General features: G+C 63.2%; 28 protein-coding genes. 18 read left to right on the top strand and 10 right to left on the bottom strand.

Annotation, left to right across the window (positions count from 1 at the left end):
* The first annotated feature begins 19 nt into the window (after nt 1–19).
* Both CQ041_RS09425 and CQ041_RS26380 read left to right on the top strand, forming a co-directional pair.
* Complete coding sequence (locus tag CQ041_RS09425) at nt 20–925, top strand: LysR family transcriptional regulator (RefSeq protein WP_105522512.1); 906 nt, start codon at nt 20–22, stop codon at nt 923–925.
* Between the two features lie 100 nt (nt 926–1,025).
* Entirely contained in the window at nt 1,026–1,202 is a 177-nt protein-coding gene (locus tag CQ041_RS26380) for a hypothetical protein (RefSeq protein ID WP_163002003.1), read from the top strand.
* A gap of 27 nt (nt 1,203–1,229) precedes the next feature.
* Here CQ041_RS26380 and CQ041_RS09420 read toward each other — a convergent pair whose 3' ends face one another.
* Complete coding sequence (locus CQ041_RS09420; protein WP_105522511.1) at nt 1,230–2,108, bottom strand: helix-turn-helix domain-containing protein; 879 nt, start codon at nt 2,106–2,108, stop codon at nt 1,230–1,232.
* A gap of 189 nt (nt 2,109–2,297) precedes the next feature.
* Here CQ041_RS09420 and pobA point away from each other — a divergent pair, with 189 nt between their 5' ends.
* Both pobA and CQ041_RS09410 read left to right on the top strand, forming a co-directional pair.
* Nucleotides 2,298–3,482 carry a 4-hydroxybenzoate 3-monooxygenase gene (gene pobA, locus CQ041_RS09415; RefSeq protein ID WP_371923009.1) on the top strand — a complete coding sequence of 395 codons (1,185 nt, stop codon included), beginning with the start codon at nt 2,298–2,300 and terminating at the stop codon, nt 3,480–3,482.
* A gap of 65 nt (nt 3,483–3,547) precedes the next feature.
* A complete protein-coding gene (locus CQ041_RS09410) occupies nt 3,548–5,059 on the top strand; it encodes an MDR family MFS transporter (RefSeq protein ID WP_105522509.1) in 1,512 nt (503 codons plus the stop codon).
* A gap of 34 nt (nt 5,060–5,093) precedes the next feature.
* On the opposite strand, the gene CQ041_RS09405 is transcribed toward CQ041_RS09410, so the two are convergent.
* The gene (locus CQ041_RS09405) at nt 5,094–5,933 is read right to left on the bottom strand and encodes a cache domain-containing protein (protein WP_105522508.1); all 840 of its coding nucleotides are present in this window, start codon (nt 5,931–5,933) and stop codon (nt 5,094–5,096) included.
* 315 nt (nt 5,934–6,248) lie between these two features.
* On the opposite strand from CQ041_RS09405, the gene CQ041_RS09395 reads away from it, so the two are divergent.
* The 5 genes from CQ041_RS09395 to CQ041_RS09375 all read left to right on the top strand — a co-directional run bounded on the left by CQ041_RS09395 (nt 6,249) and on the right by CQ041_RS09375 (nt 10,883).
* On the top strand, nt 6,249–7,619 hold the full coding sequence (locus tag CQ041_RS09395) for a glutamine synthetase family protein (protein WP_105522506.1): 1,371 nt from the start codon (nt 6,249–6,251) through the stop codon (nt 7,617–7,619).
* 79 nt (nt 7,620–7,698) lie between these two features.
* Nucleotides 7,699–8,298 (top strand): class I SAM-dependent methyltransferase, encoded by a 600-nt coding sequence (locus CQ041_RS09390; protein ID WP_105522505.1) that lies wholly within the window; start codon nt 7,699–7,701, stop codon nt 8,296–8,298.
* A 122-nt stretch (nt 8,299–8,420) separates the two neighbouring features.
* Nucleotides 8,421–9,554, top strand: a complete 1,134-nt coding sequence (gene rnd / locus CQ041_RS09385; RefSeq protein WP_105522504.1) for a ribonuclease D — start codon at nt 8,421–8,423, stop codon at nt 9,552–9,554.
* Nucleotides 9,551–9,844, top strand: a complete 294-nt coding sequence (locus CQ041_RS09380) for a YcgL domain-containing protein (RefSeq protein WP_105522503.1) — start codon at nt 9,551–9,553, stop codon at nt 9,842–9,844. The genes rnd and CQ041_RS09380 overlap by 4 nt, the downstream gene beginning before the upstream one ends.
* A gap of 106 nt (nt 9,845–9,950) precedes the next feature.
* Nucleotides 9,951–10,883: a D-2-hydroxyacid dehydrogenase gene (locus tag CQ041_RS09375; protein WP_105522502.1), complete on the top strand. Its 933-nt coding sequence runs from the start codon at nt 9,951–9,953 to the stop codon at nt 10,881–10,883.
* A gap of 61 nt (nt 10,884–10,944) precedes the next feature.
* Here CQ041_RS09375 and CQ041_RS09370 read toward each other — a convergent pair whose 3' ends face one another.
* Nucleotides 10,945–11,529 (bottom strand): nitroreductase family protein, encoded by a 585-nt coding sequence (locus CQ041_RS09370; RefSeq protein ID WP_105522501.1) that lies wholly within the window; start codon nt 11,527–11,529, stop codon nt 10,945–10,947.
* A 156-nt stretch (nt 11,530–11,685) separates the two neighbouring features.
* On the opposite strand from CQ041_RS09370, the gene CQ041_RS09365 reads away from it, so the two are divergent.
* Nucleotides 11,686–12,135: a YcgN family cysteine cluster protein gene (locus tag CQ041_RS09365; RefSeq protein ID WP_105522500.1), complete on the top strand. Its 450-nt coding sequence runs from the start codon at nt 11,686–11,688 to the stop codon at nt 12,133–12,135.
* Between the two features lie 14 nt (nt 12,136–12,149).
* Nucleotides 12,150–13,370: a hypothetical protein gene (locus CQ041_RS09360; RefSeq protein WP_105522499.1), complete on the top strand. Its 1,221-nt coding sequence runs from the start codon at nt 12,150–12,152 to the stop codon at nt 13,368–13,370.
* Nucleotides 13,371–13,441: 71 nt separating this feature from the next.
* Here CQ041_RS09360 and CQ041_RS09355 read toward each other — a convergent pair whose 3' ends face one another.
* The 4 genes from CQ041_RS09355 to CQ041_RS09340 form a co-directional block, all read right to left on the bottom strand.
* Complete coding sequence (locus CQ041_RS09355; protein ID WP_105522498.1) at nt 13,442–13,783, bottom strand: DUF2892 domain-containing protein; 342 nt, start codon at nt 13,781–13,783, stop codon at nt 13,442–13,444.
* A 68-nt stretch (nt 13,784–13,851) separates the two neighbouring features.
* Nucleotides 13,852–14,319 (bottom strand): RNA methyltransferase, encoded by a 468-nt coding sequence (locus tag CQ041_RS09350; protein WP_003189607.1) that lies wholly within the window; start codon nt 14,317–14,319, stop codon nt 13,852–13,854.
* A 189-nt stretch (nt 14,320–14,508) separates the two neighbouring features.
* Entirely contained in the window at nt 14,509–14,883 is a 375-nt protein-coding gene (locus tag CQ041_RS09345) for a YajD family HNH nuclease (protein WP_105522497.1), read from the bottom strand.
* Between the two features lie 59 nt (nt 14,884–14,942).
* Nucleotides 14,943–15,629: a spermidine synthase gene (locus CQ041_RS09340; protein WP_065929156.1), complete on the bottom strand. Its 687-nt coding sequence runs from the start codon at nt 15,627–15,629 to the stop codon at nt 14,943–14,945.
* 78 nt (nt 15,630–15,707) lie between these two features.
* On the opposite strand from CQ041_RS09340, the gene CQ041_RS09335 reads away from it, so the two are divergent.
* Nucleotides 15,708–15,986 (top strand): hypothetical protein, encoded by a 279-nt coding sequence (locus tag CQ041_RS09335; protein ID WP_105522496.1) that lies wholly within the window; start codon nt 15,708–15,710, stop codon nt 15,984–15,986.
* Here CQ041_RS09335 and CQ041_RS09330 read toward each other — a convergent pair.
* Nucleotides 15,983–16,456, bottom strand: a complete 474-nt coding sequence (locus tag CQ041_RS09330; RefSeq protein WP_105522495.1) for a cyclic nucleotide-binding domain-containing protein — start codon at nt 16,454–16,456, stop codon at nt 15,983–15,985. The two genes, CQ041_RS09335 and CQ041_RS09330, sit on opposite strands and share 4 nt — an antisense overlap.
* 67 nt (nt 16,457–16,523) lie before the next feature.
* Entirely contained in the window at nt 16,524–18,569 is a 2,046-nt protein-coding gene (locus CQ041_RS09325; RefSeq protein ID WP_105522494.1) for a S9 family peptidase, read from the bottom strand.
* Between the two features lie 24 nt (nt 18,570–18,593).
* On the opposite strand from CQ041_RS09325, the gene CQ041_RS09320 reads away from it, so the two are divergent.
* The 3 genes from CQ041_RS09320 to CQ041_RS09310 are packed head-to-tail and all read left to right on the top strand — an operon-like array spanning nt 18,594 to nt 20,476.
* Nucleotides 18,594–19,124 (top strand): MFS transporter, encoded by a 531-nt coding sequence (locus tag CQ041_RS09320; RefSeq protein WP_105522493.1) that lies wholly within the window; start codon nt 18,594–18,596, stop codon nt 19,122–19,124.
* Between the two features lie 21 nt (nt 19,125–19,145).
* A complete protein-coding gene (locus CQ041_RS09315) occupies nt 19,146–19,922 on the top strand; it encodes a class II glutamine amidotransferase (protein ID WP_105522492.1) in 777 nt (258 codons plus the stop codon).
* Nucleotides 19,923–19,933: 11 nt separating this feature from the next.
* Nucleotides 19,934–20,476, top strand: coding sequence for a DUF2937 family protein (locus CQ041_RS09310; RefSeq protein WP_105522491.1), 543 nt, complete (start codon nt 19,934–19,936; stop codon nt 20,474–20,476).
* Between the two features lie 50 nt (nt 20,477–20,526).
* On the opposite strand, the gene CQ041_RS09305 is transcribed toward CQ041_RS09310, so the two are convergent.
* Nucleotides 20,527–21,465 (bottom strand): LysR family transcriptional regulator, encoded by a 939-nt coding sequence (locus tag CQ041_RS09305; RefSeq protein WP_105522490.1) that lies wholly within the window; start codon nt 21,463–21,465, stop codon nt 20,527–20,529.
* A 175-nt stretch (nt 21,466–21,640) separates the two neighbouring features.
* On the opposite strand from CQ041_RS09305, the gene CQ041_RS09300 reads away from it, so the two are divergent.
* From CQ041_RS09300 to CQ041_RS09290, 3 genes are read left to right on the top strand one after another with little or no spacing between them, the layout of a single operon-like run.
* Nucleotides 21,641–22,381: a 5-oxoprolinase subunit PxpA gene (locus CQ041_RS09300; protein ID WP_105522489.1), complete on the top strand. Its 741-nt coding sequence runs from the start codon at nt 21,641–21,643 to the stop codon at nt 22,379–22,381.
* Nucleotides 22,378–23,082, top strand: a complete 705-nt coding sequence (locus tag CQ041_RS09295; RefSeq protein ID WP_105522488.1) for an allophanate hydrolase subunit 1 — start codon at nt 22,378–22,380, stop codon at nt 23,080–23,082. The genes CQ041_RS09300 and CQ041_RS09295 overlap by 4 nt, the downstream gene beginning before the upstream one ends.
* Nucleotides 23,079–23,987 carry a biotin-dependent carboxyltransferase family protein gene (locus CQ041_RS09290; protein ID WP_105522487.1) on the top strand — a complete coding sequence of 303 codons (909 nt, stop codon included), beginning with the start codon at nt 23,079–23,081 and terminating at the stop codon, nt 23,985–23,987. The genes CQ041_RS09295 and CQ041_RS09290 overlap by 4 nt, the downstream gene beginning before the upstream one ends.
* The last annotated feature ends 32 nt before the right edge of the window (nt 23,988–24,019 follow it).

The raw sequence follows: 24,019 nt of genomic DNA, 5'->3' as shown, positions 1-24,019 counted from the left end.
TTCTGAAATCGGGCAAATCATGGATCGTCTGCAAGCAATGCGCGTGTTCGTCACAGTGGTGGACCTGGGCAGCCAGTCCGCCGCGGCTGACCACCTGGACCTGTCGCGCCCCGTGGTGTCGCGCTACCTGGCCGAGCTCGAAGACTGGGTCGGCGCGCGCCTGCTGCATCGCACCACACGCAAGCTCAGCCTCACGGCCGCCGGCGGTGAAACCTTGCCGCGTTGCCGGCAGATGCTGGAGCTGAGCAGCGACATGCAAGCCGCCGTCAGCGAACCGGACGATGCGCCCCGTGGCCTGTTGCGCCTGAGTGTCAGCACCTCGTTCGGCCAGGCGCAATTGGCCGACGCCATCGCCGACTACGTGAAGCGCTACCCGCTGGTGACCGTCGACCTGCAGATGCTCGACCGCACGGTCAACCTGGTGGACGAGCGGATCGACCTGGCGATCCGTACCAGTACCGACCTGGACCCCAACCTCATTGCCCGACGCCTGACCGTCTGTCGCTCAGTGGTGTGCGCCACCCCGGCGTACCTGCTGGCGCATCCAGCGCCTGAAAAAGTCGAAGACCTGGCGCGACACAACTGCCTCACCCATTCGTATTTCGGCAAAAACCTGTGGCATTTCGAAGAGGGCGGCGAGCATGTCTCGGTGCCGGTGCACGGCACGATCACGGCCAACGAGGCCAGCACCCTGCTGCGTGTGACGCTGGCGGGGGCAGGGGTGTGCATGCTGCCCAGCTACCAGGCCGGCGACTATATCCGCCGTGGTGAACTGGTGCGTCTGCTGCCCGAGGCAGAGCCCCGGCAGATGAACATTTACGCGGTGTACGCCTCGCGCAAACACATGCCCGCGGCGCTGCGCAGCCTGCTGGATTTCCTGGTGCTGCGGTTCCCTGAATCGCCGGCGTGGGATGCCGGGCTGTGAGCCTGAAATAAACCGGTTGAATGTCGTCCAATAATGGCAACTTGCCCGGGCTGGCCTATGCTTTAAACAGCACCGTGTAGATCCGCGAGAGGTCTGTGCCATGAGCATTAAAGCCAGAAAATATTTGATGATCTTCAGCCTGTGTGCGCTGGTCAGCGCGCTCTATGGCACTGCCGCCTACCGCGTCGAGCAGACGCGCATGCAGCCGACCTTTGCGATCAGCTGCCATCAGGACCAGTGCGTGCCGCGCTCCGGCAGTTTCAGCGCATTGCGCTGAAACTGTAACGCCGAAGGTTCCACGGGTTCACACCGGGGCAGCCTCGGCCTTGAGCTGTTCGCGAAATGCCTTGGGTGAAAACCCCACTCGCCGGCGAAACAGTCGCGAGAAGTTGGTCGGATCGGAAAACCCCAATACCTCCGACATCTCATTGATGGTCATGCTGGTGTAAGTCAGCAAGCGTTTGGCCTCCAGCAATTGGCGGTCATGCATGATCTGCAGCGCGGGCTGCCCGCCCAATTCCCGACATGTCCCGTTCAGGTGTGAGACCGAGATGCCCAACTTGTGGGCCAGGTCCTCGATCTTGGGGTGTTCGCGGTAATGCTGCTCGACCAATTGAGTGAAGCGCCGGAAATACTCGCGGCCCCTGGGGGTGCGAGGATGGCGGCGCTGGATCGCCTGACGGCTGATCCACACCAGCAGCACGCTCACCAGGGCGTGCATCATCATGTCCCGGGCGGGTTGTGCGTCGGCGTACTCGTCCTGCAGGCGGGCGAGCTGGCTGTTGAGATAATCCTTGTCCTTGCCTGCCGGGTAGTTGCCCAGGGCATGCAGGGCGTCGGCCGTGACCCCCAACTGGGTCTGCAGATGGCTGACCAGCGGCGCTGCCAGCGTCACCACGTAACCTTCCACATCCTCGGAAAACCGGAACCCGTGCACGCACAGCGGCGGCAACACCTGCAGGGTGGCCTCGTTGAGGGTGGTGCGCTGCCCCTCTATCTCAAGTTCTGCCTGGCCTTTGTGGACATACAGCAACTGGCACAGGTCCGCATGCCGGTGGGGCTGGATCTCCCACTGGTATTCCCGACTGCGCCGGGAAATGGTTTCGCAGTGCAACAAATCGGGTGTCGGCCATTGCTGGCTTTCCCCGTAAAGCTTGAAGACCGGAATCGCGGTTTTGGTCATGGTTTCAACCCGATACTCAGGAGAGTGGTGCGGTAATCGCCCCGATTGGCAAAAAGCGCAGGCTTTGGCTCAGTTTTCACCTTCTTATGCCGGCCACTCAAGTGAAAAATGTCAGCAACTAGACCAATGACAACTCTTTCACCTGATACGTTCGGGTGGAGCTTGCAGGCGATAAAAATAATGAAAACCCTGACCACTCAAGTCGCCATTATTGGCGCCGGTCCCTCCGGACTGCTGCTTGGCCAACTGCTGCACAACGCCGGAATCCAGACCCTGATCCTGGAGCGCCAGAGCGCCGAATACGTGCAAGGCCGTATCCGCGCCGGCGTGCTTGAGCAAGGCATGGTCGACCTGCTGCGTCAGGCGGGCGTCAGCCAGCGCATGGACAGCGAAGGCCTGGTGCATGACGGGTTTGAACTGGCGCTCAATGGCCAGCTCACCCACATTGATCTCAAAGCGTTGACCGGCGGTCAGTCAGTGATGATCTACGGCCAGACCGAGGTCACCCGCGACCTCATGACCGCCCGCGCCGCCAGTGGCGCCATTACCTTTTACGAAGCACACGACGTGCAGCCTCACGGGATGAAAAGTGATCGACCCTGGCTCACTTTCGAGCATCAGGGCGAAGCCTATCGCCTGGACTGCGACTACATCGCTGGTTGCGACGGCTTCCACGGTGTCGCGCGGCAATCGATTCCGGCTGAGTCGCTGAATGTCTTCGAGCGGGTCTACCCCTTCGGCTGGCTCGGGATCCTCGCCGACACGCCGCCGGTGCACGACGAACTGGTCTACGCCAGGCACCCGCGCGGCTTCGCCCTGTGCAGCATGCGTTCACCGACACGCAGCCGCTATTACCTGCAAGTGCCGGTGGAAGAGCCCTTGGATGAATGGTCGGACGAACGTTTCTGGACCGAGCTGAAAACCCGCCTGCCCAACGACCTGGCGGAGCAGTTGGTGACCGGGCCGTCGATCGAAAAGAGCATCGCCCCCCTGCGCAGTTTCGTGGTGGAGCCGATGCAGTACGGGCGCCTGTTCCTGCTCGGAGACGCGGCGCACATCGTGCCACCCACCGGGGCCAAGGGGCTGAACCTGGCGGCCAGTGATGTGAGCACCCTGTATCGGATCCTGCTCAAGGTGTTCGGCGAGGGGCGCGTGGAGTTGCTCGAGCGCTATTCCGCCATTTGCCTGCGGCGGGTGTGGAAGGCCGAGCGGTTTTCGTGGTGGATGACCTCAATGTTGCACCAGTTCCCGGAGGCCGATGGTTTCAGCCAGCGAATTGCCGAGAGTGAACTGGACTACTTCGTCCAGTCCGACGCCGGTCGCCGGACCATTGCCGAAAATTACGTCGGGCTTCCTTACGAAGCTATTGAATAGCCTGCTATCGTATCGGGCATCCCCGTGGGCCGCCCGTCCCTGCGGGCTCTGCTCGAAGGTTAATCGTGACTCAGCTCAACGCTCCAACGCTTCCCGCCGTGCGCAGCATCCTGGCTGCGCTGATGATGGCGATCTTTCTCGGCGCCCTCGACCAGACGATCGTCGCCGTGTCGATGCCGGCCATTTCTGCCCAATTCCACGACGTCAACCTGCTGGCCTGGGTGATCTCCGGCTACATGGTGGCGATGACCGTGGCGGTACCGATCTACGGCAAGCTCGGTGACCTGTACGGCCGACGGCCGATGATGCTGATCGGCATGGGCCTGTTCACCCTGGCCTCGCTGTTTTGCGGCCTGGCGCAAAGCATGGAGCAACTGGTGCTGGCGCGGGTCCTCCAGGGGATCGGCGCCGGCGGGATGATCTCGGTCAGCCAGGCGATCATCGGCGACATCATCCCGCCCCGCGAGCGGGGGCGTTACCAGGGTTATTTCAGCGGCATGTACGCGATCGCCAGCGTGGCCGGCCCGGTGCTGGGCGGTTACATGACCGAGTACCTGTCGTGGCGCTGGGTGTTCCTGATCAACCTGCCGCTGGGCGCCGGCGCCTGGTACGTGGCCCATCGCACCCTGGTGGGGTTGCCGGTGCCGCAACGAAAGCCCGTCATCGATTACCTGGGCACGGTGCTGATGATCATCGGCTTGACCGCGTTGTTGCTGGGTATCACCGAAATCGGCCAGGGCCACCGTTGGCACGACACTCAAGTCATGGGGCTGCTGGCCGGTGCGCTGGTGGGGTTGAGCCTGTTCGTGTGGCACGAACGCCGCGCGCGCGAGCCCTTGTTGCCGATGCACCTGTTCGGCATTCGCAGCGCGGTGCTGTGCTGGTGCACGATTTTCTTCACCAGTTTCCAGGCCATTTCCCTGACGGTGCTGATGCCGCTGCGCTTTCAGACGGTGACCGGTTCCGGCGCCGACAGCGCGGCCTTGCACTTGCTGCCGTTGGCGATGGGCCTGCCGATGGGCGCGTATTTTGCCGGGCGCATGACCTCGGTGACCGGGCGCTATAAACCGATGATCCTCAGTGGCGCGCTGCTGAGCCCCGTGGCGATTCTCGGCATGGCGCTCAGCGCGCCGCAGGCGGTGGGGCAGACCGCGCTGTTCATGCTGCTGTGCGGGATCGCCTGCGGCTTGCAGTTCCCCACCTCCTTGGTGGGCACGCAAAATTCGGTGGAGCAGCGTGACATTGGCGTCGCCACCAGCACCACCAACCTGTTCCGCTCCCTGGGCGGCGCGGTGGGGGTGGCGTGCATGTCGGCGCTGCTGCTGGCGCTGTTGCAGGATTCCAGCTTCGCCCACCTGGCCAGCGGCGCGCTGGTGGCCGAAGGCAGTTCGGGCAACGTGCTGCTCGACGGCCTCAACGCTGCCCCCGGCCCCGCGCAGGATGCCTTGCGCAGCGAACTGGCGGCGACGTTCCGGCATCTGCTGATGGTCAGCGCGGCCATCTCGCTGCTGGGCCTGGCGGCGGCCATCGCCATGCCCAACCACGTGCTGCGCGGGCGTGGAGACAAAGCTGAATGACCGCCACCCCTCAGCGCCTAGCCTCCCACGCACCTCAAGGGCTGTAGTAACCCACCGCAACCAGAAAGTGCCCGGACTTGCGCACGTAGGCGTGCTTGTTTTCCACTTTTCCGGTCACCGGGTTTTTCCAGCGGTACTTGTATTCCCCCTGATCCTGCTCTGCGATCAGTCGCAGGATCGGCTCGCCAACTGGCTTGCCGTCGGGGTCCTTGATCTTGCTGAAGTCCGTGTTGATCAACCGCAAGTTGGTGCCGTGGGCCACGTAGCGTCGGGTATCGAGGTCTACCACGAACACATAGAGGTCATCCTGCAGGAAACCGCCCTGCAACGAATTGATCGCCTTGAGCGTGCCGGCTTCGTCCTTGGCCAGCGCCTCTGCCGCCTTGTTGCGCAGGGCCCGGGCCTGTTCCGGGGTGGCCCGGGGCAGGTAATAGCCCACCGCAAGAATGCGGTCGCCCACTCGCTGGTAGAACACGTGCTTGCGTTCGACCTTGCCGTCGTTCCAGTTCTGCCAGCGGTAGTCGGCCTGCTGGATGCCCTGATCTTGCTGCACCTTGAGTGCGTCCTTGAACGACTGGCGCAGGTCCGGGCCGAGCACCTCGGACACATCGCGGCCGATCAACGCGGAGGAGGGCCCGCCGCTGGCCAGCAGCACACCCTGGGTGTCGACCACGAACACGTAGCGATCCTTGTCGACAAACTCGCCCTGGCGACTGAATGCGGCGAAGGCCTTGTCGCCCTGGCGCTGGTAATGGGCCAGGGCTTTTTCCAGCAGCGCCTTGGCGGCCGTGGCGTCCTGTTCCTCGGTGGTGGCCGCGTTTACCTGGCCGAAACACAACAGCAGCAGCCAGGTGATTCGGAGCATTCCCTTCATGGTCCGTCCTCGATCTTGTTGGTGTGCCAAGAGCGTAGACGGCTGTGCTCTACCGCGCCGAATGTTTAGCCAGGCTGCAACCACACTCCGCCAAGCCTGAATTTAACCGCCCGGGCCGGCGTGTGACGCTGCCAGGCATCGCCCTCACTGTGATCCCCCATGGACGGTTCCACCGACACGCTCCCCGAGCTGGCCTTCTGGGCACTGTTCCACTGCCGGCATGCCCGCCCGCCGGACGTCACTCTCCTACGTTGATCCATCCCCGGGATGGCGCGCACCTGCGCGCTTGTCTTACGCGAACGTATGAGAATGCCCATGAGTGCCTTTGCCTGCCTGCAAGAAGCCCAATCCTTCCTTGAACAGCACCCTCACATCGAGATGTTCGAGCTGTTTATCCTCGACAACAACGGCGTGCCACGGGGCAAGCTGCTGCACCGCGATGAACTGCTGGCCGTCTACGAGAGTGGCCGGCCGCTGCCGAGTACCATTCTCGGCCTGACCATCAACGGTGATGACGTAGAAGATTCCGGGCTGGTGTGGGACGTCGGCGATATCGACTGCCGCGCCTATCCCATCAGCGGCAGCCTGCAACCGATGCCCTGGCGCGTGATTCCAACGGCGGCGGTGCAAGTCAGCATGCACCCCACCGAAGGGATGCCCGCCACCGTCGCCGACCCCCGGCACTTGCTGGCCAAGGTCATCGACGGGCTCAAGGCCGACGGGTATTACCCGGTGATGGCGGCGGAACTGGAGTTCTACCTGCTCGACCAGCAACCCGACAGCCAGGGCCGCCCGCAGCCCGCGCGGGACAGGGACGGCGGGCGGCCGCGTTCGACTCAGGTCTACGGCCTGCGCGAGCTGGAGCAGATCGAACCTTTCCTCGCCGACCTTTACAGTGCGTGCAAACTCCAAGGCATTCCGGCGCGCACGGCGATTTCCGAATACGCCCCGGGCCAGGTCGAGATCACCCTGGAACACCGTGCCGACGCGCTGCAAGCCATGGACGAAGCGGTGCGCTACAAGCGTCTGGTCAAAGGTGTGGCGCATCAACACGGGATGACGGCCTGCTTCATGGCCAAGCCGTTCGATGACCTGGCCGGCACGGGCATGCACATGCACGTCAGCCTGGCCGATGCCCACGGCAACAACCTGTTCGCCAGCGACGCCGCCGACGGAACGCCGCTGTTGCGCCAGGCGGTGGGCGGCATGCTCAGCACCTTGCTCGACACCCTGTTGATGTTCTGCCCCAACGCCAACTCCTATCGCCGCTTCCAGGCCAACAGCTACGCACCGCTGGCCGCCACCTGGGGCGTGGACAACCGCACTGTCAGCCTGCGCGTGCCCGGCGGGCCGGCCAACTCCCGGCACATCGAACACCGCATCTGCGGAGCCGACGCCAACCCGTACCTGGCCGCCGCGGCGATACTCGCCGGCATTCACCGGGGCATCCGTGAACAACGCGACCCCGGCGCGCCGGTGGAAGGCAATGGCTACGCGCAGGCCAACGCACTGTTGCCGACCGACTGGCTGACCACGCTGCGCGCACTGGAAGGCTCCAATTGGGCGCGAGAGGCGTTCGGCAGCGAGTTTCTCGGGGTGTACCTGGCGATGAAGCGTGCCGAATATCGCCAGTTCATGGGCGAGGTGGGGGAGCAGGATTGGCGCTGGTACCTGCATCACGCGTGAGCCACGGGCTTTCGACCTTTTTTTCACGTCGCGCTGGTTAAGCTGCGAATCAAGGTCGATTCAACCCCATGAGCCCGCGATGTCGTCACAACCACCTTCTTCCATCGAGATCGAATACGCCGAGCGCTGTGACCGTGAGCACGCGCGGGTCTGCGCCGAGACCCGCCCGCCAGGCTTGCGCCGGCGGCTGGCGTCGTGGCGCGATGAATGGCTGGTGCGCCAGGCGTTGAAAGTGGCAGGCGAGCCGGGCTTGATCCTTGACCTGGCCTGCGGCTCCGGGCGCTTCTGGCCCGTGTTGGCCGAGCACGTCAACCGGGTCATCCTGGCCTCGGACAACTCCCAGGACATGCTCGACCACGCCCGCACCCACCACCCGGCCGCGCTGCTCGCGCGCATCAAGACCTTTCAGGGCTCGGCGTTTTCCATCGACCTGCCGGCCAATGCGGTGGATTGCATCTTCTGCCTGGAATTGTTTCGTCATGTGCCCAGTAGCGAAGGGCGCCTGGCGTTGCTGCGCGAGTTCCACCGGGTCAGTCGGGACACCGTGATTGTGTCGGTCAATGCCCGCATACCGGTGGAGGACGAGTTCCGCCAGGCCGGTTTCAAGGTCCTGCACCAGCAGGAGTTCATGCCCGGCTCAAGCCGGTGGCGCGTCTACGTACTGCGTAAGAGAGGATAACTGCCGTCTGTCGGACTATTCTTCAATACCTGTCCGAGTTTTCATGGTCCCTTATGCACTGCGAATGCTCGCTAGCCTCGTTCGCGATATATACTGCGCGCCATTCTTCAAGGGAGAGCCGTGTGGCCATCGATATTCACTGGATCTGCGACAACGATAGCCTCGGCCAGCATTGCGCCGAATGGCAGCAGTTGCCATTCGTCGCCCTCGACACCGAATTCATGCGGGTCGACACCTTCTATCCCATTGCCGGGCTGATCCAGATTGGCGATGGCGTGCGCGCTTACCTGATCGATCCCCTGACCATCGACAATTGGCAACCCTTGGCCGCCTTGCTGGAGAACCCGGCGGTGATCAAGGTGGTGCACGCGTGCAGCGAAGACCTGGAAGTGTTGCTGCGTTTGACCGGCAGCCTGCCCGTGCCGTTGTTCGACACCCAACTGGCGGCCGCTTACCTGAACCTCGGTTTCTCCATGGGTTATTCGCGCCTGGTGCAAGCCGTGCTGGATATCGAATTGCCCAAAGGCGAGACCCGTTCGGATTGGCTGCAGCGGCCATTGTCCGAGACACAAATCAGCTACGCCGCCGAAGACGCGGTGCACCTGGCCGAGGTCTACACGCGCCTGCGTCCGCAGCTGTCCGACGACAAGTACGCCTGGGTGCTGGAAGACGGTGCCGAGCTGGTGGCCAACCTGCGCCGCGAAGTCGACCCCTACGAGGTGTACCGCGACGCCAAGCTGGCCTGGAAACTGTCCCGCGCCCAGCTCGCCGTGCTGCGCGAACTGTGCGCCTGGCGCGAGCAGCAGGCGCGCGCCCGTGACTTGCCGCGCAACCGCATCATCCGCGAGCATTCGTTGTGGCCCCTGGCCAAATCCCAGCCGGACAACCTCGCCGCCCTGGGCAAGATCGAAGACATGCACCCGCGCACCGTGCGTCAGGATGGCCAGTTCCTGCTGGACTTGATCAAGCGCGCGGGCAGTGTGCCTATCGATCAATGGCCGCCCGCCGTGGCCGAGCCGTTGCCGGTGGACGCCGCTGCGTTGATCAAGCAACTGCGCGCCCTCGGCCAGGCTGAAGCGGAACGCCTGGAGATGGCGCCGGAACTGATGCTGCGCAAGAAAACCCTCGAGGCCCTGGTCAAAAGTGGCTACCCCGATGGACCTTACCAATTGCCAGACTCGCTGCGTGGCTGGCGCCGCGAGTTGATGGGCCAGGCGCTGCTCGACAGCCTGGCCACCGCCGGAGAACAGCCTTGAAACGTATCTGCTCCATCTACCGCAGCTCGAAACGCGCCGGCATGTACCTCTACGTGCTCAAAAGCGACGCCCTCGAACGTGTGCCCGAAGGCCTGATCAGCATTTTCGGCAAGCCGGTACATGCGTTCAACCTGGTGCTGACGCCCGAGCGTACGCTGCAGCAGGAAGACATCGTCCAGGTTCTGGAGAACCTCGACACGCAGGGCTACCACCTGCAAATGCCGCCGCCGGAGGACGAGTACATCGAGCACTTGCCCGAAGAGCTGCTGCGCCGCAACGACCCGATGTGATCGGTGGGTGCCCTGTCCAGGGCACCGCTTTTAATGGAATCGTATAAATGAGCGGTGGCCGCACGGATGCGGGCGGCCGTTTGCACTGTTTTTGAAAGGTTTAAGCATGCGTGTTCTGATTGCTGAACAGGATCACCCGCTCTACGCCCAATTGCTCGGCGAGTTGGCGCCGGACCTTGAGGTGCTCACCAGCGGCGACTCGGCCGAACTGTCACGCCTGGCCGCCGACTGCCCGGTATGGCTGGGCCAACCGGACCTGCTCGCCACGCTGTTGCGCCAGGGGCACCAGCCGCAGTGGCTGCAATCGACCTGGGCCGGCATCACGCCGTTGCTGGCCGAGGGCTTGCGCCGTGACTATCGCCTCACCCGTGCGGTGGGCATCTATGGCCAGGTCATGGCCGAGTTCGTGCTCACCTACATGCTGGGCCATGAGCGTGAAGTGCTGGCGCGGCTGGTCAGCCAGGTGGAGCGCAAGTGGGACAATCGCCAGGGCCAGAGCCTGGCGGGCCGCAAGGTGCTGATCGTTGGCACCGGTGACATCGGCCAGCGCATTGCCGAGTTCATGCTGCCGTTTGGCGTCAAGCTGTACGGCATCGCCAGCCAGCCGCGCGAGCAGGCGCCGTTCGTCGAAGTGGCCGGGCTGGATCAACTCGGCCGGCTGGTGGGGGAGGTTGACTACGTGATCAACCTGTTGCCCAACACGCCGAACACCCACGATCTGTACGATGCAGCGCTGTTCAAGCAGTTCAAACCCAGCGGTCTGTTCATCAATATTGGGCGCGGTGTGGCCGTGGTCGATGCAGACCTGGTGGAAGCCTTGAAGGAAGGGCACCTGGCCGGTGCGGTGATCGACGTGTGCCGTCAGGAGCCGTTGCCGCAGCGCCACCCATTCTGGACGGCCTGGGGTTTGCTGCTCACCGGGCACAGCTCGGGGCCGACCTCGCCGCCGATGATGGTGGAGTTGTTCCTGGACAACCTGCGGGCCTACAAGGCCAAGCAGGCCTTGCGCGGCGAAGTGGACTTCGAGCGCGGTTACTGACCCAACCCAGCACAAAGGTGGGAGGGGCTTGCCCCCTTCCACCTTTGTGGCGGTATACGCCTTAGAGGCTGAAGTCGCCTTCCGACACCAATTCGCTCAACGGCCGACGCGGGCTTGGCACTTCACGGCCTTGCAGGTATTCCGGCAGGGTCGATTTGTCACCCAGCTTGCCGATCGCCACGGCGGCATGCAGCGCATAGCCTTCCGGGATTTTCAGCTCTTTGCGCGTCAGTTCCTGGTCGAAACCGGCCATGCCGTGGGTGTGCCAGCCGCTGATGCTGGCCTGCAGCGCCAAGTGGCCCCAGGCCGAGCCGGTGTCGAAGGTGTGCCACAGCGCCGGGGTTTCTTCCGTGGCGCCGGGGGCGATGAAGTCGGTTTTCGAGGCAATGATCACCAGGGCCGATGCATGCTGTGCCCAATTGCGGTTGAATTCATTCAACAGGCCCAGGAAACGTTCCCAGTCCGGCGTGTCGCGGCGCGCGTAGAGAAAGCGCCATGGCTGCGAGTTGTAGGCGGATGGCGCCCAGCGCGCGGCTTCGAAGAAGCTCAACAGGGTTTCCTGCGCGATGCTCTCGCCGGTAAAGGCGCGAGGCGACCAGCGTTCGGTGAATTGCGTGTGGATCGGGTAATCGGCAACACGTGTCATGGGCAGCAGTTCCTGAGGGTCAATTCGGCGTTCAAAACTACTGCGCGGCCACTAGACTGACAAGTGTTGTTACACCGCCAGTCGCCAACGCTTGGTTCCACAGGCCTTGGGCACTAGACTGGCGGCCTTTTCACCTACCGATACCGATGTAGAGCCATGGCCGCGATAGTCGAACCTTTCTGGAAACGCAAAACCCTTGAGCTCCTCGACCAGGAGGAGTGGGAATCGTTGTGCGATGGCTGTGGCCTGTGCTGCCTGCAAAAGCTTGAGGATGAAGACGACAACAGCGTCTATTACACGCGCATCGCCTGCAAACTGCTGGACCTGAAAACCTGTCAGTGCACCGATTACCCCAACCGCCGCGACTCGGTGCCTGACTGCATCCAGCTCACCCCGGGCCAGGCCGACCAGTTCAAGTGGCTGCCGCCTACCTGCGGCTATCGCCTGGTGAGCGAACGCAAGGACCTGCCGTTGTGGCATCACCTGGTCTGCGGCGACCGCGACGCCGTGCACCACGAACGCATTTCCCAGTCCGGGCGCATGCTCAGCGAAGGCAGCGTGCCCGAAGACGACTGGGAGGATTACCTGATCTTCCGCGCAGGCTGAACCAAGGAGTGTGTATGAAGGTGGGAACCCGGCTGGCGGCTGGCCTGTTGTTGCTGGCAGTGAGCGTGCCGGCATGGTGCGCAAAAAAGGTCGACCTGGACTATCACGTCAAGTTGCTGCCCCAAAGCGATCAGGCCGAGGTGCGGTTGAGCCTGTCCCAGGGCTCGGCGGTGCGCAGCCTGAACTTCGACCTTGGCCGTGACGGCGACTACAGCGACTTCAAGGCCGATGGCCAGTGGCGCATTACTGACCACCGTGGCCTGTGGCAACCCAGCGCCGACAAGGCCAGCCTGACCTACCGTGTACGCCTCACCCATGCGCGCAAACCGGGCACCTATGACGCACGGATGACCCCGAGCTGGGCCCTGTTCCGCGGTGAGGACCTGGTGCCCCCGGCGCGCCTTGATCAGCAGGATGGCGTCGAGCTGGTCTCGCGCCTGGTGTTCGAGCTGCCGGCCGGCTGGAAAAGCGTCGAAACCGCCTGGCCGCGCATCGGCAAGCATAAATTCCGCATCGACAACGTTTCGCGCCTGTTCGACCGGCCCACCGGCTGGATGCTCGCCGGCACCCTTGGCAGCCGTCGCGTGCGCCTGGGTGACACTGATGTCACCGTGGCTTCGCCCAAGGGCCAGGCCATGCGCCGCATGGATGTGCTGACGTTGCTCACGTTCATCTGGCCCCAGGTGGAAGCCGCCTTCCCGCGCCATCCGGCCAAGCTCCTGGTGGTGGGCGCCAGTGACCCGATGCGCCGTGGCGCGTTCTCGGCCCGCGACTCGATCTACCTCAATAGCCGCACGCCGCTGGTCAGCGAAAACGGCAGCAGCCCGTTGATTCGTGAACTGGTGCAGGCGATAGGACGCTTCAACGATCACGAGTCGAGTGACTGGATCGGCGAGGGCCTGACGGAGTATTACGCCATCGAATTGGTGCGGCGTGCCGGTGGAATCACCGATGAGCGCTATCAGGCCATTCAGGCGCGACTGACGAAGGAAGGCAAGGGCGTCACCAGCCTGCGCGGCGAGCAGGTCAGCGGCGCTGAGGTTGCCAGGGCAGTGGTGGTGTTGCAGGAGCTGGACCGCGAGATCCGGGTGAAGACCCACAACAAGCGCTCGCTGGATGACCTGACGCAGGCGGTGATGCGCGCCAACCGCATTACCACGCCGGAGTTCGTGAAACTGGCCGACAGCATCCTCGGCGAATCCTCGGCGGTACTGGATACCCCGTTATTGCATTGACGCATAACGCAATGTGGGAGGGGGGCAAGCCCCCTCCCACATTTGAATCTCCAACAGCTGGTTGATCGGGGTCAGCCAGTGGTTTTCTCGGCAGCCACTTCAGCTTTGGTCTTCAGGTTTTTCAGCTCAGCGCCGGCACGCTCGATCTTCGCGCGCACGGTGTTCATTTCCTGACGGCCTTGTTCCAGCTTGTCCTTGAGCGAACTGTGCCCGGTAAAGCCACGGGCCAGCGCCACGCCGCCGATCGCAACCTGGATCAAACCAAAAATCCCGCCACGGCGCAGGCCTTTGCCTACCATCATCACGCCACCGGCCACCGAGCCGATGCGCTCCCAACCGTGCACGTTCTGCGTGGGCTGAGTCTCGAAAGGCGTGTGTTCGATGATAGGTCGCAAGGTTTTGCTGTCGCTCATGATCTGTCTCCAACGAGGGCTAGTGATAAGTAGCTGACTGCGCGCAGGCGCCGGATGTTCCCAAAAGATCAGTACTTGGGGCCCGAGCGGGTGTTGTTGCCCTTGGCCAGGCGGTCGTAGAGCACCACGTTGACAGTGGCGGCGAGGTTCATGCAGCCGGTGGTCGGAATGTAGACCACGTCTTCACACCAGTCGCGAATCTCTTTGTCGAGAGAGCCATCTTCAGGGCCGAAGATGTACAGCGCGCGGTCGGGGTGGGTGTATTCGGGCAGCGGGCGGGCGCCTTCCACCAGCTCTACGGCGACGGGAATGCAGCCCAGGGGCAGGATTTTTTTCAGGTCGTCGATGCCGATCAGCGGAATGTCGTGGTGGACCTTCTTGGTATCGGTGATGAAGTCCCGCGCGCGCTCGTAACGCACGCCGGTGTAGAACACCGAGGCCACGCCGTAGCAGCCGGCGGCGCGCATGACCGAGCCGACATTTTCGGGGGATTTGGGGTTGTACAAACCGATGCAGCTGTAGCGTTTATTGCCCACGGGGAAGGGTGCCTTGGAGAAAAAAGACGCGATTATACGGCTTGGGGCTGCAGTGGTGTTTGTGGGATCGCTATCGGGGGCAAGCCCCCTCCCACACTGGACCGGATTTACACAAATTTATGTGTGAATGCAGTCAACTGTGGGAGGGGGCTTGCCCCCGATGAGGCCGGCACCAACAACAAAGGACTATCAGTCGTCCTTCTTCATCAACCCCGCCAACGCCGCAAACGGGTTGTGCGTAGCCTTGGCAATCGTCGGGCTGCTGGTGGAGCCGTCGCCGAAGTATTGCTGGTCGGTGTAGCGCGAGTGTTCGTTGTCATGGCAGTACAAACACAGCAGCTCCCAGTTGGAGCCGTCCTGCGGGTTGTCGTCATGGTTGTGGTTGCGGTGGTGCACGGTCAGTTCGCTCAGGCGCTTGCCGGCGAACTCACGGGCGCAACGGCCGCACACGTGGGGGTACATTTTCAGGGCTTTGTCGCGGTAGCCCATTTCCCGGTCGCGCTGGGCATCGGCGAGGATGCGGTCCAGCTTGGCGGTGTGGGAGGGCGGGTTGGTCGAGCTCATTTCGGCTCCTGTCTCTGGGTGGTCACGGATACGCTTGATTCTAGCCGTTCGCGGGGCAATTAGCCCTTGAGCTTTTCGGCAATCCAGATGGTATGGCGTGTGCCTTTGTTGCCGTGGGCGAACACCTGCACTTCTTCGGCCTTGAACCCGGCCTTGCGCAGTTTGTCGCTGAACAGCTTGTCGGCGCTCGCCGACCACACCGCCAGCACGCCCTTGGGCCGCAGGGCCTTGGCGCAGGCGGCCAGGCCGCCGGCGGAGTACAGCCAGCTGTTGGCTTTCTGGGTGAGGCCTTCGGGGCCGTTGTCGACGTCGAGCATGATCGCGTCAAAGCCCTGGGGTTCGGCTTGCAGCACCTTGGCCACGTCCTCCATGCGGATCACCGTGCGCGGGTCCAGCAGCGGGCGGCCGGATTTTTCTCCCAGCGGGCCACGGTTCCACTCCACCACGCCAGGCACCAACTCGGCGACCACTACTTCGGCACTCTTGCCCAGGTGCTTGAGCGCCGAGGCCAGGGTAAAGCCCATGCCCAGGCCGCCGATCAATACCCGCGAACCTGGACGGCCGGCCACCTTGCGGCAGGGAATTTCCGCCAGTGCATCCTCGGAGCCGTGCATGCGCGTGTTCATCAATTGGCCGCCGTCGCCGCCCTGGATCTTGATGACAAAATCCTCGCCGTATTCGAACAGGCACAAGGCACCGCCGTTGTCGGGGATCGGGGTGGTGTCCAGCAGAACGAAACGTTTCATGGAAATCTCATTGGGAAGGGCATTCTTGCGCGGTTGGGAGTAGCCTTGTGGCATTCCGGTCAGGCCATGGAGCCATCGATGAAGTGCAGCATTCTAACGGTCATTGTGCTCGGCGCGCTCACATTGGGTGCGGCTCAGGCTCAAGAGTTGCAAACCGTGCCGGTCGCGCCTGCGCCGACCCCAGGCGCACCGGGTACGCCGACACCGACCTTGTACCCCCAGGTCAGCACCCCGGCGGTGCCCAAGACCAACGGTTCACCGCCGCTGGTGCCGATTGTGTTGCCAGCGCCGCCCAAGGACCAGACAGTCCCGGGCCTGCAGCAAAACGACAGCAAACCGAAGACACCTGGCGGTTAAAACTGTTGCGAGAGCAGTTGCCCGTCGACCATGCGCAGACGCTTGGACAGGGCGATGGCAATCGCGCGGATGATCTTGGCGGCCACCCGGGGCGCTTCGTTGAGCATTTTTTCCAGGGAGTCCTTGCCCAGGTTCAACAGCACGCAGTCGGTGGCCGCCACGCAACTGGCGGAGCGCCGTTCACCGTCAAGCACGGCCATCTCGCCAAAGGCCCGGCCACTGCGCAGGGTGGCGATCGTCAGGCGCTGGCCGTCATGGTTGGCTTTCTGCACCGCCACCTGGCCGTGGTGCAGGATGCACATGAAGGTGCCAGCATCGCCCTCGAGGAAAATCACCTCGTCACGGGCAATGCTGCTGATGTTGAAGTAGCCCGCGGCCACGTGGAAATCTTCTGGCGTCAGCGGGTCGAACAGGCCGCAGTCCATCAGCATGTCGCGGATTTCGTTGTTCAGCAGGGTCGGTTGGGACATGGTGGCAATCTTGATTGGTCAATCCGTGGGCGGTCCTGTGTTCAGACACGACCGCCCGGTTAAGTTCCTAAATCAACCCCAGCGCCTTGAACACAAATGCGTATTCGAGCGCTACGTCACGTAAACCCTGGTAGCGACCGCTCATCCCGCCGTGGCCGGCACCCAGTTCGGTCTTGAGCAACAGCAGGTTGTCGTCGGTCTTGGTGTCGCGCAACTTGGCCACCCACTTGGCCGCTTCCCAGTACTGCACGCGGCTGTCGTTGTAGCCGGCGATCACTAGCAGATGGGGATAGGCCTGGGCGCGGACATTTTCGTACGGCGCGTAGGCTTTTATCCGTTCGTACACGTCAGGCTCTTCCGGGTTGCCCCACTCGTCGTACTCGGTGATGGTCAGCGGCAGTTCCGGGTCGAGCATGGTGTTGAGCACGTCGACGAACGGCACTTCGGCAATCGCCGCCTGGAACAGCTCCGGACGCTGGTTGAGCACCGCGCCGATCAACAGGCCGCCGGCACTGCCGCCGCTGATGGCCAACTGATCGGAGGTGGTCAAGCCCTTGGCGATCAAGTGCTCGGCGCAGGCGATAAAGTCGCTGAAGGTGTTCTGCTTGTGCTCCTGCTTGCCGCTGCGGTACCAGGCTTCACCCAGTTCGCCGCCGCCGCGCACGTGAGCGATGGCAAACGCCACGCCACGGTCCAGCAGGCTCAGGCGTGCATGGGAGAACCACGGATCGAGGCTCGAACCGTAGGCGCCGTAGCCGTACAGGTACAGCGGTGTCGGCTTGCCGAGCTGGTCGCGCTTGACCACCAGGCTGATCGGCACTTGGGTGCCATCGGCGGAGGTGGCCCACAGGCGCTGGCTCACGTAGTCGTCGGCGTTGAACACGCCAAGTACCGGGGTTTCCTTGAGCACCTGTTGCGCGCCGCTGGCCAGGTCCAGCTGACGCACCTGGGCCGGGCGGTTCAGGGCTTCGTAGCGCAGGCGGATCTTGTCGCTCGGAAATTCCAGGCTGTTCTGTACGTAGAGGCTGTAGGCGGCGTCGGGCAATTCCACGCGGTAGGCCGGCAGGCCTTGCGGGTGCACTTCGATCACCGGCAGGCCGCCGATGCGCAGGCTCAGGGTCATGGCACTGGTGTTGAGGCTAACGCCGTCGAGCATCACGTCGTCGCTGTGGGGAATCAGGTTCTGCCACTCGGCCTCGGTTGGCACGTCGCCAATGTCGGTCGCCACGAACAGTGCGTAATTGATGCCATCGCGGTTGCTGCGGATGAACCAGGTCCAGGCGCCATTCAGTTGGCCGTGGTCGACATCGTATTCGTGGTCTTCAACCCGAGGCGCCAGGCAGGTAAACGGCAGGTGCGGCTGCTCGGCGTCCAGCGCCCAGATTTCGCTGGTGGTCTTGCTGCCGAGCGAGAGCAGCAACTGACGCTCGGAGCTGGAGCGGTAGCAATGCAGGAAGAAACGTCCGTCAGGCTCGTGGAACACTTCCTGCGCCGCGGTGCCATCCAGGCGATAGCGATACAGTTTGTGCGGGCGGTGCGTGTCGTCCAGTTCGCCGAAGAACAGGGTCAAGCTGTCGTTGGCCCAGGTCATGCTGCCGTCGCAGTCCTGGAACTCCAGTTCGCTGACCTTGCCGGTGGCCAATTCCTTCACGAACAGGGTGTAGATCTCTTCACCGCTGGTATCGAGGCTGTAGGCCAGGCGCTGGTGGTCGGGGCTGATGCTGAACGCGCCGAGGGAGAAAAAGCCGCCATTGGCCAATACGTTCGGGTCCAGCAGCAGTTCTTCGCTGCTGTCATCCACGGCGTTGCTGTCGTCGGCCGGGCGACGGCAGCGGTAGTGGCGCGCGTATTCGTCGCCGGCGGTGGTGCGTGTGTAATACAGGTACGGGCCCCACGGCGAGGGCAGCGACAGGTCGGTTTCGAGGATGCGGCCCTTGATTTCTTCGAACAGGCTTTCGCGCAGGGCGTGCTGGTCGGCGAGCTGGGCTTCCTGCCAGGCGTTTTCGGCCTTGAGGTAGTCGAGGACTTCCTCGCTGTCCCGCGCTTGCAGCCAGGCATACGGGTCCTGGCCTGGGGCCTTGCGGGCGATCGGGGCGCTGGAGGATAAAGGCATGGATAATTCCCTGTCTGGCGGACGGTGGCAGGCTTTGCAGCCGCGACACGCAAAAGCCGTTATCATAGCCGTCTGTTTGCCTACCTTGCCATGGACACCATGACCGAGAACGACTATCTGACCGCTTGGGGCCTTTACGCCTTCGCCGCTTTGGGCTGCCTGTTGGTATGGTGGCGCATGACCCGCTGGATCTGGCGCTGGCTGCGCGAGCCGCTGCAATTGCTGATGGCGGTGTTGCTGTTCAGCCCGACCATCGTCGACCCGGTCAAGACCCAGTTTGCGCCGGCCGTGGCCATCACCGCCCTGGACCTGGTGCTCAAGGTCGGCAACAACGCCTGGCGGGCCATTTCCGATCTGTTCATGTACGCGATGATCGCCTTTGCGGTGTACATCGTGATCGTGTTGATCCGCTGGCCGATCGAACGCGCCGCCAACGCTCGCCGTGAGCGCAAGGCCGCCGCCGACGCAGCCCTGGCTGCCGAGCCGGCAGACGATGACGAACCTTTCCGCCGTCCGGCACCTGTGGGCGGCATGCGCGTAGAACCGCGCCTTTAACGTTGCAGCGAGAGCCCTGGCATGTGTGAATTATTGGGCATGAGTGCCAACGTCCCCACCGACATCGTGTTCAGCTTCACCGGCCTGATGCAGCGCGGTGGGCGTACCGGCCCCCACCGTGATGGGTGGGGCATCGCCTTCTATGAAGGTCGAGGCCTGCGTCTGTTCCAGGACCCGGCGGCGAGCAGCGAGTCGGAAGTCGCGTTGCTGGTGCAGCGTTATCCCATCAAGAGTGAAGTGGTGATCGGCCATATCCGCCAGGCGAATGTGGGCAAGGTCAGCCTGGCCAACACCCACCCGTTCGTGCGCGAACTCTGGGGCCGCAACTGGTGCTTTGCGCACAATGGCCAACTGGCGGACTTCAACCCGCGCGCCACGTTCTACCGCCCGGTGGGGGATACCGACAGCGAAGCGGCGTTCTGCGATCTGCTCAACCGCGTGCGCGAAGCGTTCCCCGAGCCGGTGGACATCGAACAGATGCTGCCGGACCTGATCGCTGCCTGCTCCGAATACCGCAGCAAAGGTGTGTTCAACTGCATGCTCAGCGACGGCGACTGGCTGTTCTGCTACTGCTCGACCAAGCTGGCGCAAATCACCCGCCGCGCCCCATTTGGCCCGGCACGCTTGAAAGATGTCGACGTGATCGTCGATTTTCAGGCCGAGACCACCCCCAATGACGTGGTGACGGTGATCGCCACCGAACCCTTGACCGACAACGAAAACTGGACCCGCTACGAACCGGGCCAATGGAGCCTGTGGCGACGCGGCGAATGCGTCAGCCAGGGCGTTACCGAGTAAGGATATCGACGATGTTGCTCAGTTATCTGCGGTTGGTGTTGTTTGCCATTGGTTTGTTGGTTGGCGTGCAAGTGCCGGGGTTTATCAGCGACTACGCCAAGCGCGTCGAAGCCCACCTGATCGAGGCGCAGACCGGTCTGCGTGGCTTTGAGTCCACCGCGCAGCAATTCTTCAAGGGCGATATGCAGGCGCTGGTGGCCCATTACCGCGCCAGCGACGACCCGGTGTTCCAGAGCGATGCCAGCAGCCTGGGCGCACTGCTGGATCGCCAGGTTGAACTGGACAAGCAATTCCAGGCCATGCAAGGCCCGTGGTACATCCGCGCGCTGCAAGTGGCGGTGGCGGCTGACCCGGACATTCGCCAGGAAACCTGGAACGGCTACAGCTACCAGATCCTGCTGACGCCAGAGGCCATGGGCTGGGGGCTGGGCGGGGCGATGCTGTTGTCGTTCGGTCTGGAATGCCTGTTCCGGCTGATCGACTGGGTGGTGCTGGGCGGCAAGCGTCTGCGCCAGAGCCGGCCGATCGAAGAGCGTGACCTGAAAGGCCTTTGAAGGTCACCACGAGTTGAAATGTGGGAGGGGGCAAGCCCCCTCCCACATTTTCAATCCAGTTTCTTCAATGGAGTTTGTGTGCTGAGGGTCATCCGGTCCTCACCGACTTCTTCGGCATACCGTGCCACCACCTTCTGGCACAACCCCACCATCTCCTCCACCAACTCCACCCCCACGCGCCACGACACCACCACCTGCAAGTTCGGCAGGCGTTGTTCCATGGGCAACATCACCAGTTCCCCGCGCGCCAGTTCCTCCATCACCAGCACCGGCGGCAGCGCGCCGATGCCGAAGCCATCGCGCAGCAAGCGGGTAATCGCCGACACCGAGTTCACGCAGTTCATCCGGGGCGCGGCCACGCCGTTGGTTTGCATCAGGCTGAGCACGTCCTGGTGCGGGTGGGAGTTTTTCGAATACGTGATGATGCGTTCCTGCGCCAGTTCGGCGAGGGACGCGTAGTCGCGGTGGTAGATCGACTGGCTGGCGACGATCCAGGCCATGGGGTGGCTGCACAGTTCCAGGCTGCGCACGGTTTCGAGGCGCAGCAGGTCGGTTTGCAGGATCAGGTCGAGAAACCCTTTTTGCAGCTGATCGCTGAGGTTAAGCGCGGTATCGGCGACCAGTTCGATTTCTACCAGCGGAAAATGGTCCATCAATTCGGCCACCAGCGGGCTCAGCCAGGTGTGGATCACCGTGTCCATCGCACCGATGCGGATGCGTCCGACCTTGCTGCTGGTGGTTTCCAGGGACTGCTTCAAGCCCTGCATGGTCAGCATCATCTGCTCGGCGTAATCGAGTACCTTCACGCCTTCCGGGGTCAGGCTCACGCCGCGAGAGTCGCGCAGAAACAGCTTCACGCCCAGCTCGCTTTCCAGCACGGCGATGCGGCTGGAGATTGACGCCTGGGTGGTGAACAACTTCTCGGCGGTCAGGCGAAAGCTCTTGAGCCTGGCCACCCAGACGAAGGTTTCGAGGAACTTCAAATTCATGGGATCAACTTTTTCTTATGCATGGATCGGTTTTTATTAGTTGGACGCCGCACCGGGCCAGCGCCAAAAATCGAGGCATTCCACGATAAGCGCCGTTGGGGTGTCAGGACAAGTTGCGAGTTCTGCGCTAAAAATCCCACACTACAAAATAACAATACCTACAGGAGCGACCTACGTGAGCCGCCTTCTACTGAATTGCGACATCGGCGAAAGCTTTGGCAACTGGACCCTGGGTCTGGACGCCGAGGTCATGCCGTTCATTGATTGCGCCAACGTGGCCTGCGGCTTCCATGCCGGCGACCCGAGCATCATGCGCAAGACCGTCGGCCTGGCGCTCAAGCACGGCGTGCAAATCGGTGCGCACCCGGCGTACCAGGACCTGCAAGGTTTCGGCCGTCGCTCCATGGCCTACAGCCCCCAGGAAATCCAGGACCTGTTGCACTACCAGGTGGGCGCGCTCGACGGAATCTGCCGGGCGCAAGGTACCCGCGTCAGCTACGTGAAGCCCCATGGCGCGATGTACAACGACATGATGGCCAACCCCACCCAACTGCGCGCCGTCATGCAGGCGATGGCGGCCTACGGCGACCTGCCGTTGATGCTGCTGGCCACTCGCGACAACAGCGCGGCCCAGGCGCTGGGCGAAGAATACGGCGTGACCCTGTGGTTCGAAGCCTTCGCCGACCGCGCCTACGACAGCCAGGGGCATCTGGTTTCACGCCAGTTGCCCGGGGCCGTGCACCATGACGCCGACACCATCGTGCAGCAGGCGCTGACGATCTCCCAAGGCGCAGCCCTGGTCGCCAGCGATGGCAGCCCGCTGGTGCTGCAGGCCAACACCCTGTGCGTGCATGGCGACAACGCCAGTTCGATCGCCGCCGTGCAGCGCATCCGCGAGGCATTGAAGCCCGCATGAATCCGCGTATTGAAGTAGTCGCCATCGACGCCTTGATGGTGCGTCTGTTCGACGTGATCGCCGAAGCCAACATGCCCTGGATGCTCGCCGCCGCGTTTCGCCTGCGCGAAGGTTTTGGCGCGGCATTGGTCGACCTGGTGCCGTCCTACACCACCCTGATGGTGCATTACGACCTCACCGCATTGAGCCCGGCCCAGGCGCGCGCGTTGATCGACCAGGCCCTGACTGACCTGCAACCGCAAGCCAAGGGCAGCGGTCAGTGCCACGTGCTGCCGGTGTGGTACGACCTGAGCGTCGGACCGGAGTTGGGCCTGCTCAGCCAGCGCAGCGGCCTCAGCGTCGATGACGTGATTCGCCGGCACAGTGCTCACGAATACCAAGTGTTCGCCCTCGGCTTCGCTCCCGGTTTCGCCTTTATGGGGTTGGTGGACGAAATCCTCGCCACGCCACGCCTCAATACCCCGCGCAAACGCGTGGCGGCTGGCAGCGTCGGCATTGCCGAGCGGCAAACCGCGGCGTATCCGGTGGTGTCGCCCGGCGGCTGGAACCTGATCGGCCGCACCCCGGCCAAGCTCTTCGACCGCGAGCGCGACGGCTACAGCCTGATGCAACCCGGTGACACGGTGCGCTTCGAAGCCGTCGATCACGCTGAATTCATCCAGCTGGGTGGCGATGACACACCGTTGGAGGCGCAGGCATGAGCCGCTTGATGATCGAGGCCAGCACACCGCTGTGCCTGTTGCAGGACGCTGGCCGTTTTGGTGTCAGGCATTTTGGCGTGACTCAGGGCGGAGCACTGGATTGGGTGTCGATGTCCTGGGCCAATTGGCTGCTGGACAACGCGCTGGATGCGCCGGTGGTAGAAATCACCTTGGGCGGTTTCACTGTTCAGGCCGAGGATTATTGCCTGCTGGCCCTGGCCGGCGCCGACCTGGGCGCCTACATCGACGAACGTGCCATCAGCCCCGGGCGCAGTTTTATCCTGCAAAAGGGCCAGCGTTTGCGCTTCACCCAGCCGTTCAACGGTGCGCGGGCTTACCTGGCGGCGCCGGGTGGGTTTGACGCGCCGGCTGTGCTCGGCAGTTGCGCCACGGTTGTGCGGGAAGCGTTGGGTGGAGTGGACGGTTTCGGCAAGGCGTTGGCCGAAGGCGGGCGCCTGGCGTATTCCGGTGTGGGCGGCGCGATGAAAGTGCTGAACGATCCAGGCCTGCCTGCCAAGGCCGCGCTCGACGTGATCGTCGGTGCACAGATCGGCCAGTTCAGCGGGCAAAGCCTGTTCGATGCGTTCAACACCGACTGGGCCCTGGACAGCCGCGCCGACCGCATGGGCGTGCGCCTGTTGGGCACGCCGTTGCAGTATCAGGGGCCGTCGTTGATCTCCGAAGGGATCCCGTTGGGCGCGATCCAGGTACCGCCGGATGGGCAGCCGATTGTGCTGCTCAATGACCGGCAGACCATTGGCGGCTATCCGCGATTGGGCGCATTGACGCCGTTGTCGCTGGCGCGGTTGGCGCAGTGCTTGCCGGGGGAGAAGGTGCGGTTGGCGCCGGTGGTGCAGGAGACGGCGCACCGGCAGCACATCGAGTATTTGCGCCGATTTACATGACACCGCAATTTAGAGTGTGGGAGGGGGCAAGC

It is taken from the genome of Pseudomonas sp. MYb60, assembly GCF_002979555.1.
Lineage (GTDB): Bacteria > Pseudomonadota > Gammaproteobacteria > Pseudomonadales > Pseudomonadaceae > Aquipseudomonas.
Note: the sequence above shows the minus strand (reverse complement) of the source record. Positions and strands in the feature narration are given on the sequence as shown.

Bases quoted from the DNA above. Each gene is read 5' to 3' on its own strand.
- CQ041_RS09390 (WP_105522505.1), top strand. From the start codon at position 7,699: ATGTCGTCACAACCACCTTCTTCCATCGAGATCGAATACGCCGAGCGC.
- CQ041_RS26380 (WP_163002003.1), top strand. From the start codon at position 1,026: ATGAGCATTAAAGCCAGAAAATATTTGATGATCTTCAGCCTGTGTGCG.
- CQ041_RS09335 (WP_105522496.1), top strand. From the start codon at position 15,708: ATGAAGTGCAGCATTCTAACGGTCATTGTGCTCGGCGCGCTCACATTG.
- CQ041_RS09345 (WP_105522497.1), bottom strand. From the start codon at position 14,883: ATGAGCTCGACCAACCCGCCCTCCCACACCGCCAAGCTGGACCGCATC.
- CQ041_RS09365 (WP_105522500.1), top strand. From the start codon at position 11,686: ATGGCCGCGATAGTCGAACCTTTCTGGAAACGCAAAACCCTTGAGCTC.
- CQ041_RS09360 (WP_105522499.1), top strand. From the start codon at position 12,150: ATGAAGGTGGGAACCCGGCTGGCGGCTGGCCTGTTGTTGCTGGCAGTG.
- CQ041_RS09295 (WP_105522488.1), top strand. From the start codon at position 22,378: ATGAATCCGCGTATTGAAGTAGTCGCCATCGACGCCTTGATGGTGCGT.
- CQ041_RS09315 (WP_105522492.1), top strand. From the start codon at position 19,146: ATGTGTGAATTATTGGGCATGAGTGCCAACGTCCCCACCGACATCGTG.
- CQ041_RS09420 (WP_105522511.1), bottom strand. From the start codon at position 2,108: ATGACCAAAACCGCGATTCCGGTCTTCAAGCTTTACGGGGAAAGCCAG.
- CQ041_RS09425 (WP_105522512.1), top strand. From the start codon at position 20: ATGGATCGTCTGCAAGCAATGCGCGTGTTCGTCACAGTGGTGGACCTG.
- CQ041_RS09325 (WP_105522494.1), bottom strand. From the start codon at position 18,569: ATGCCTTTATCCTCCAGCGCCCCGATCGCCCGCAAGGCCCCAGGCCAG.
- CQ041_RS09375 (WP_105522502.1), top strand. From the start codon at position 9,951: ATGCGTGTTCTGATTGCTGAACAGGATCACCCGCTCTACGCCCAATTG.
- CQ041_RS09340 (WP_065929156.1), bottom strand. From the start codon at position 15,629: ATGAAACGTTTCGTTCTGCTGGACACCACCCCGATCCCCGACAACGGC.
- CQ041_RS09355 (WP_105522498.1), bottom strand. From the start codon at position 13,783: ATGAGCGACAGCAAAACCTTGCGACCTATCATCGAACACACGCCTTTC.
- CQ041_RS09310 (WP_105522491.1), top strand. From the start codon at position 19,934: ATGTTGCTCAGTTATCTGCGGTTGGTGTTGTTTGCCATTGGTTTGTTG.
- CQ041_RS09370 (WP_105522501.1), bottom strand. From the start codon at position 11,529: ATGACACGTGTTGCCGATTACCCGATCCACACGCAATTCACCGAACGC.
- CQ041_RS09330 (WP_105522495.1), bottom strand. From the start codon at position 16,456: ATGTCCCAACCGACCCTGCTGAACAACGAAATCCGCGACATGCTGATG.
- CQ041_RS09290 (WP_105522487.1), top strand. From the start codon at position 23,079: ATGAGCCGCTTGATGATCGAGGCCAGCACACCGCTGTGCCTGTTGCAG.
- CQ041_RS09305 (WP_105522490.1), bottom strand. From the start codon at position 21,465: ATGAATTTGAAGTTCCTCGAAACCTTCGTCTGGGTGGCCAGGCTCAAG.
- CQ041_RS09405 (WP_105522508.1), bottom strand. From the start codon at position 5,933: ATGAAGGGAATGCTCCGAATCACCTGGCTGCTGCTGTTGTGTTTCGGC.
- CQ041_RS09395 (WP_105522506.1), top strand. From the start codon at position 6,249: ATGAGTGCCTTTGCCTGCCTGCAAGAAGCCCAATCCTTCCTTGAACAG.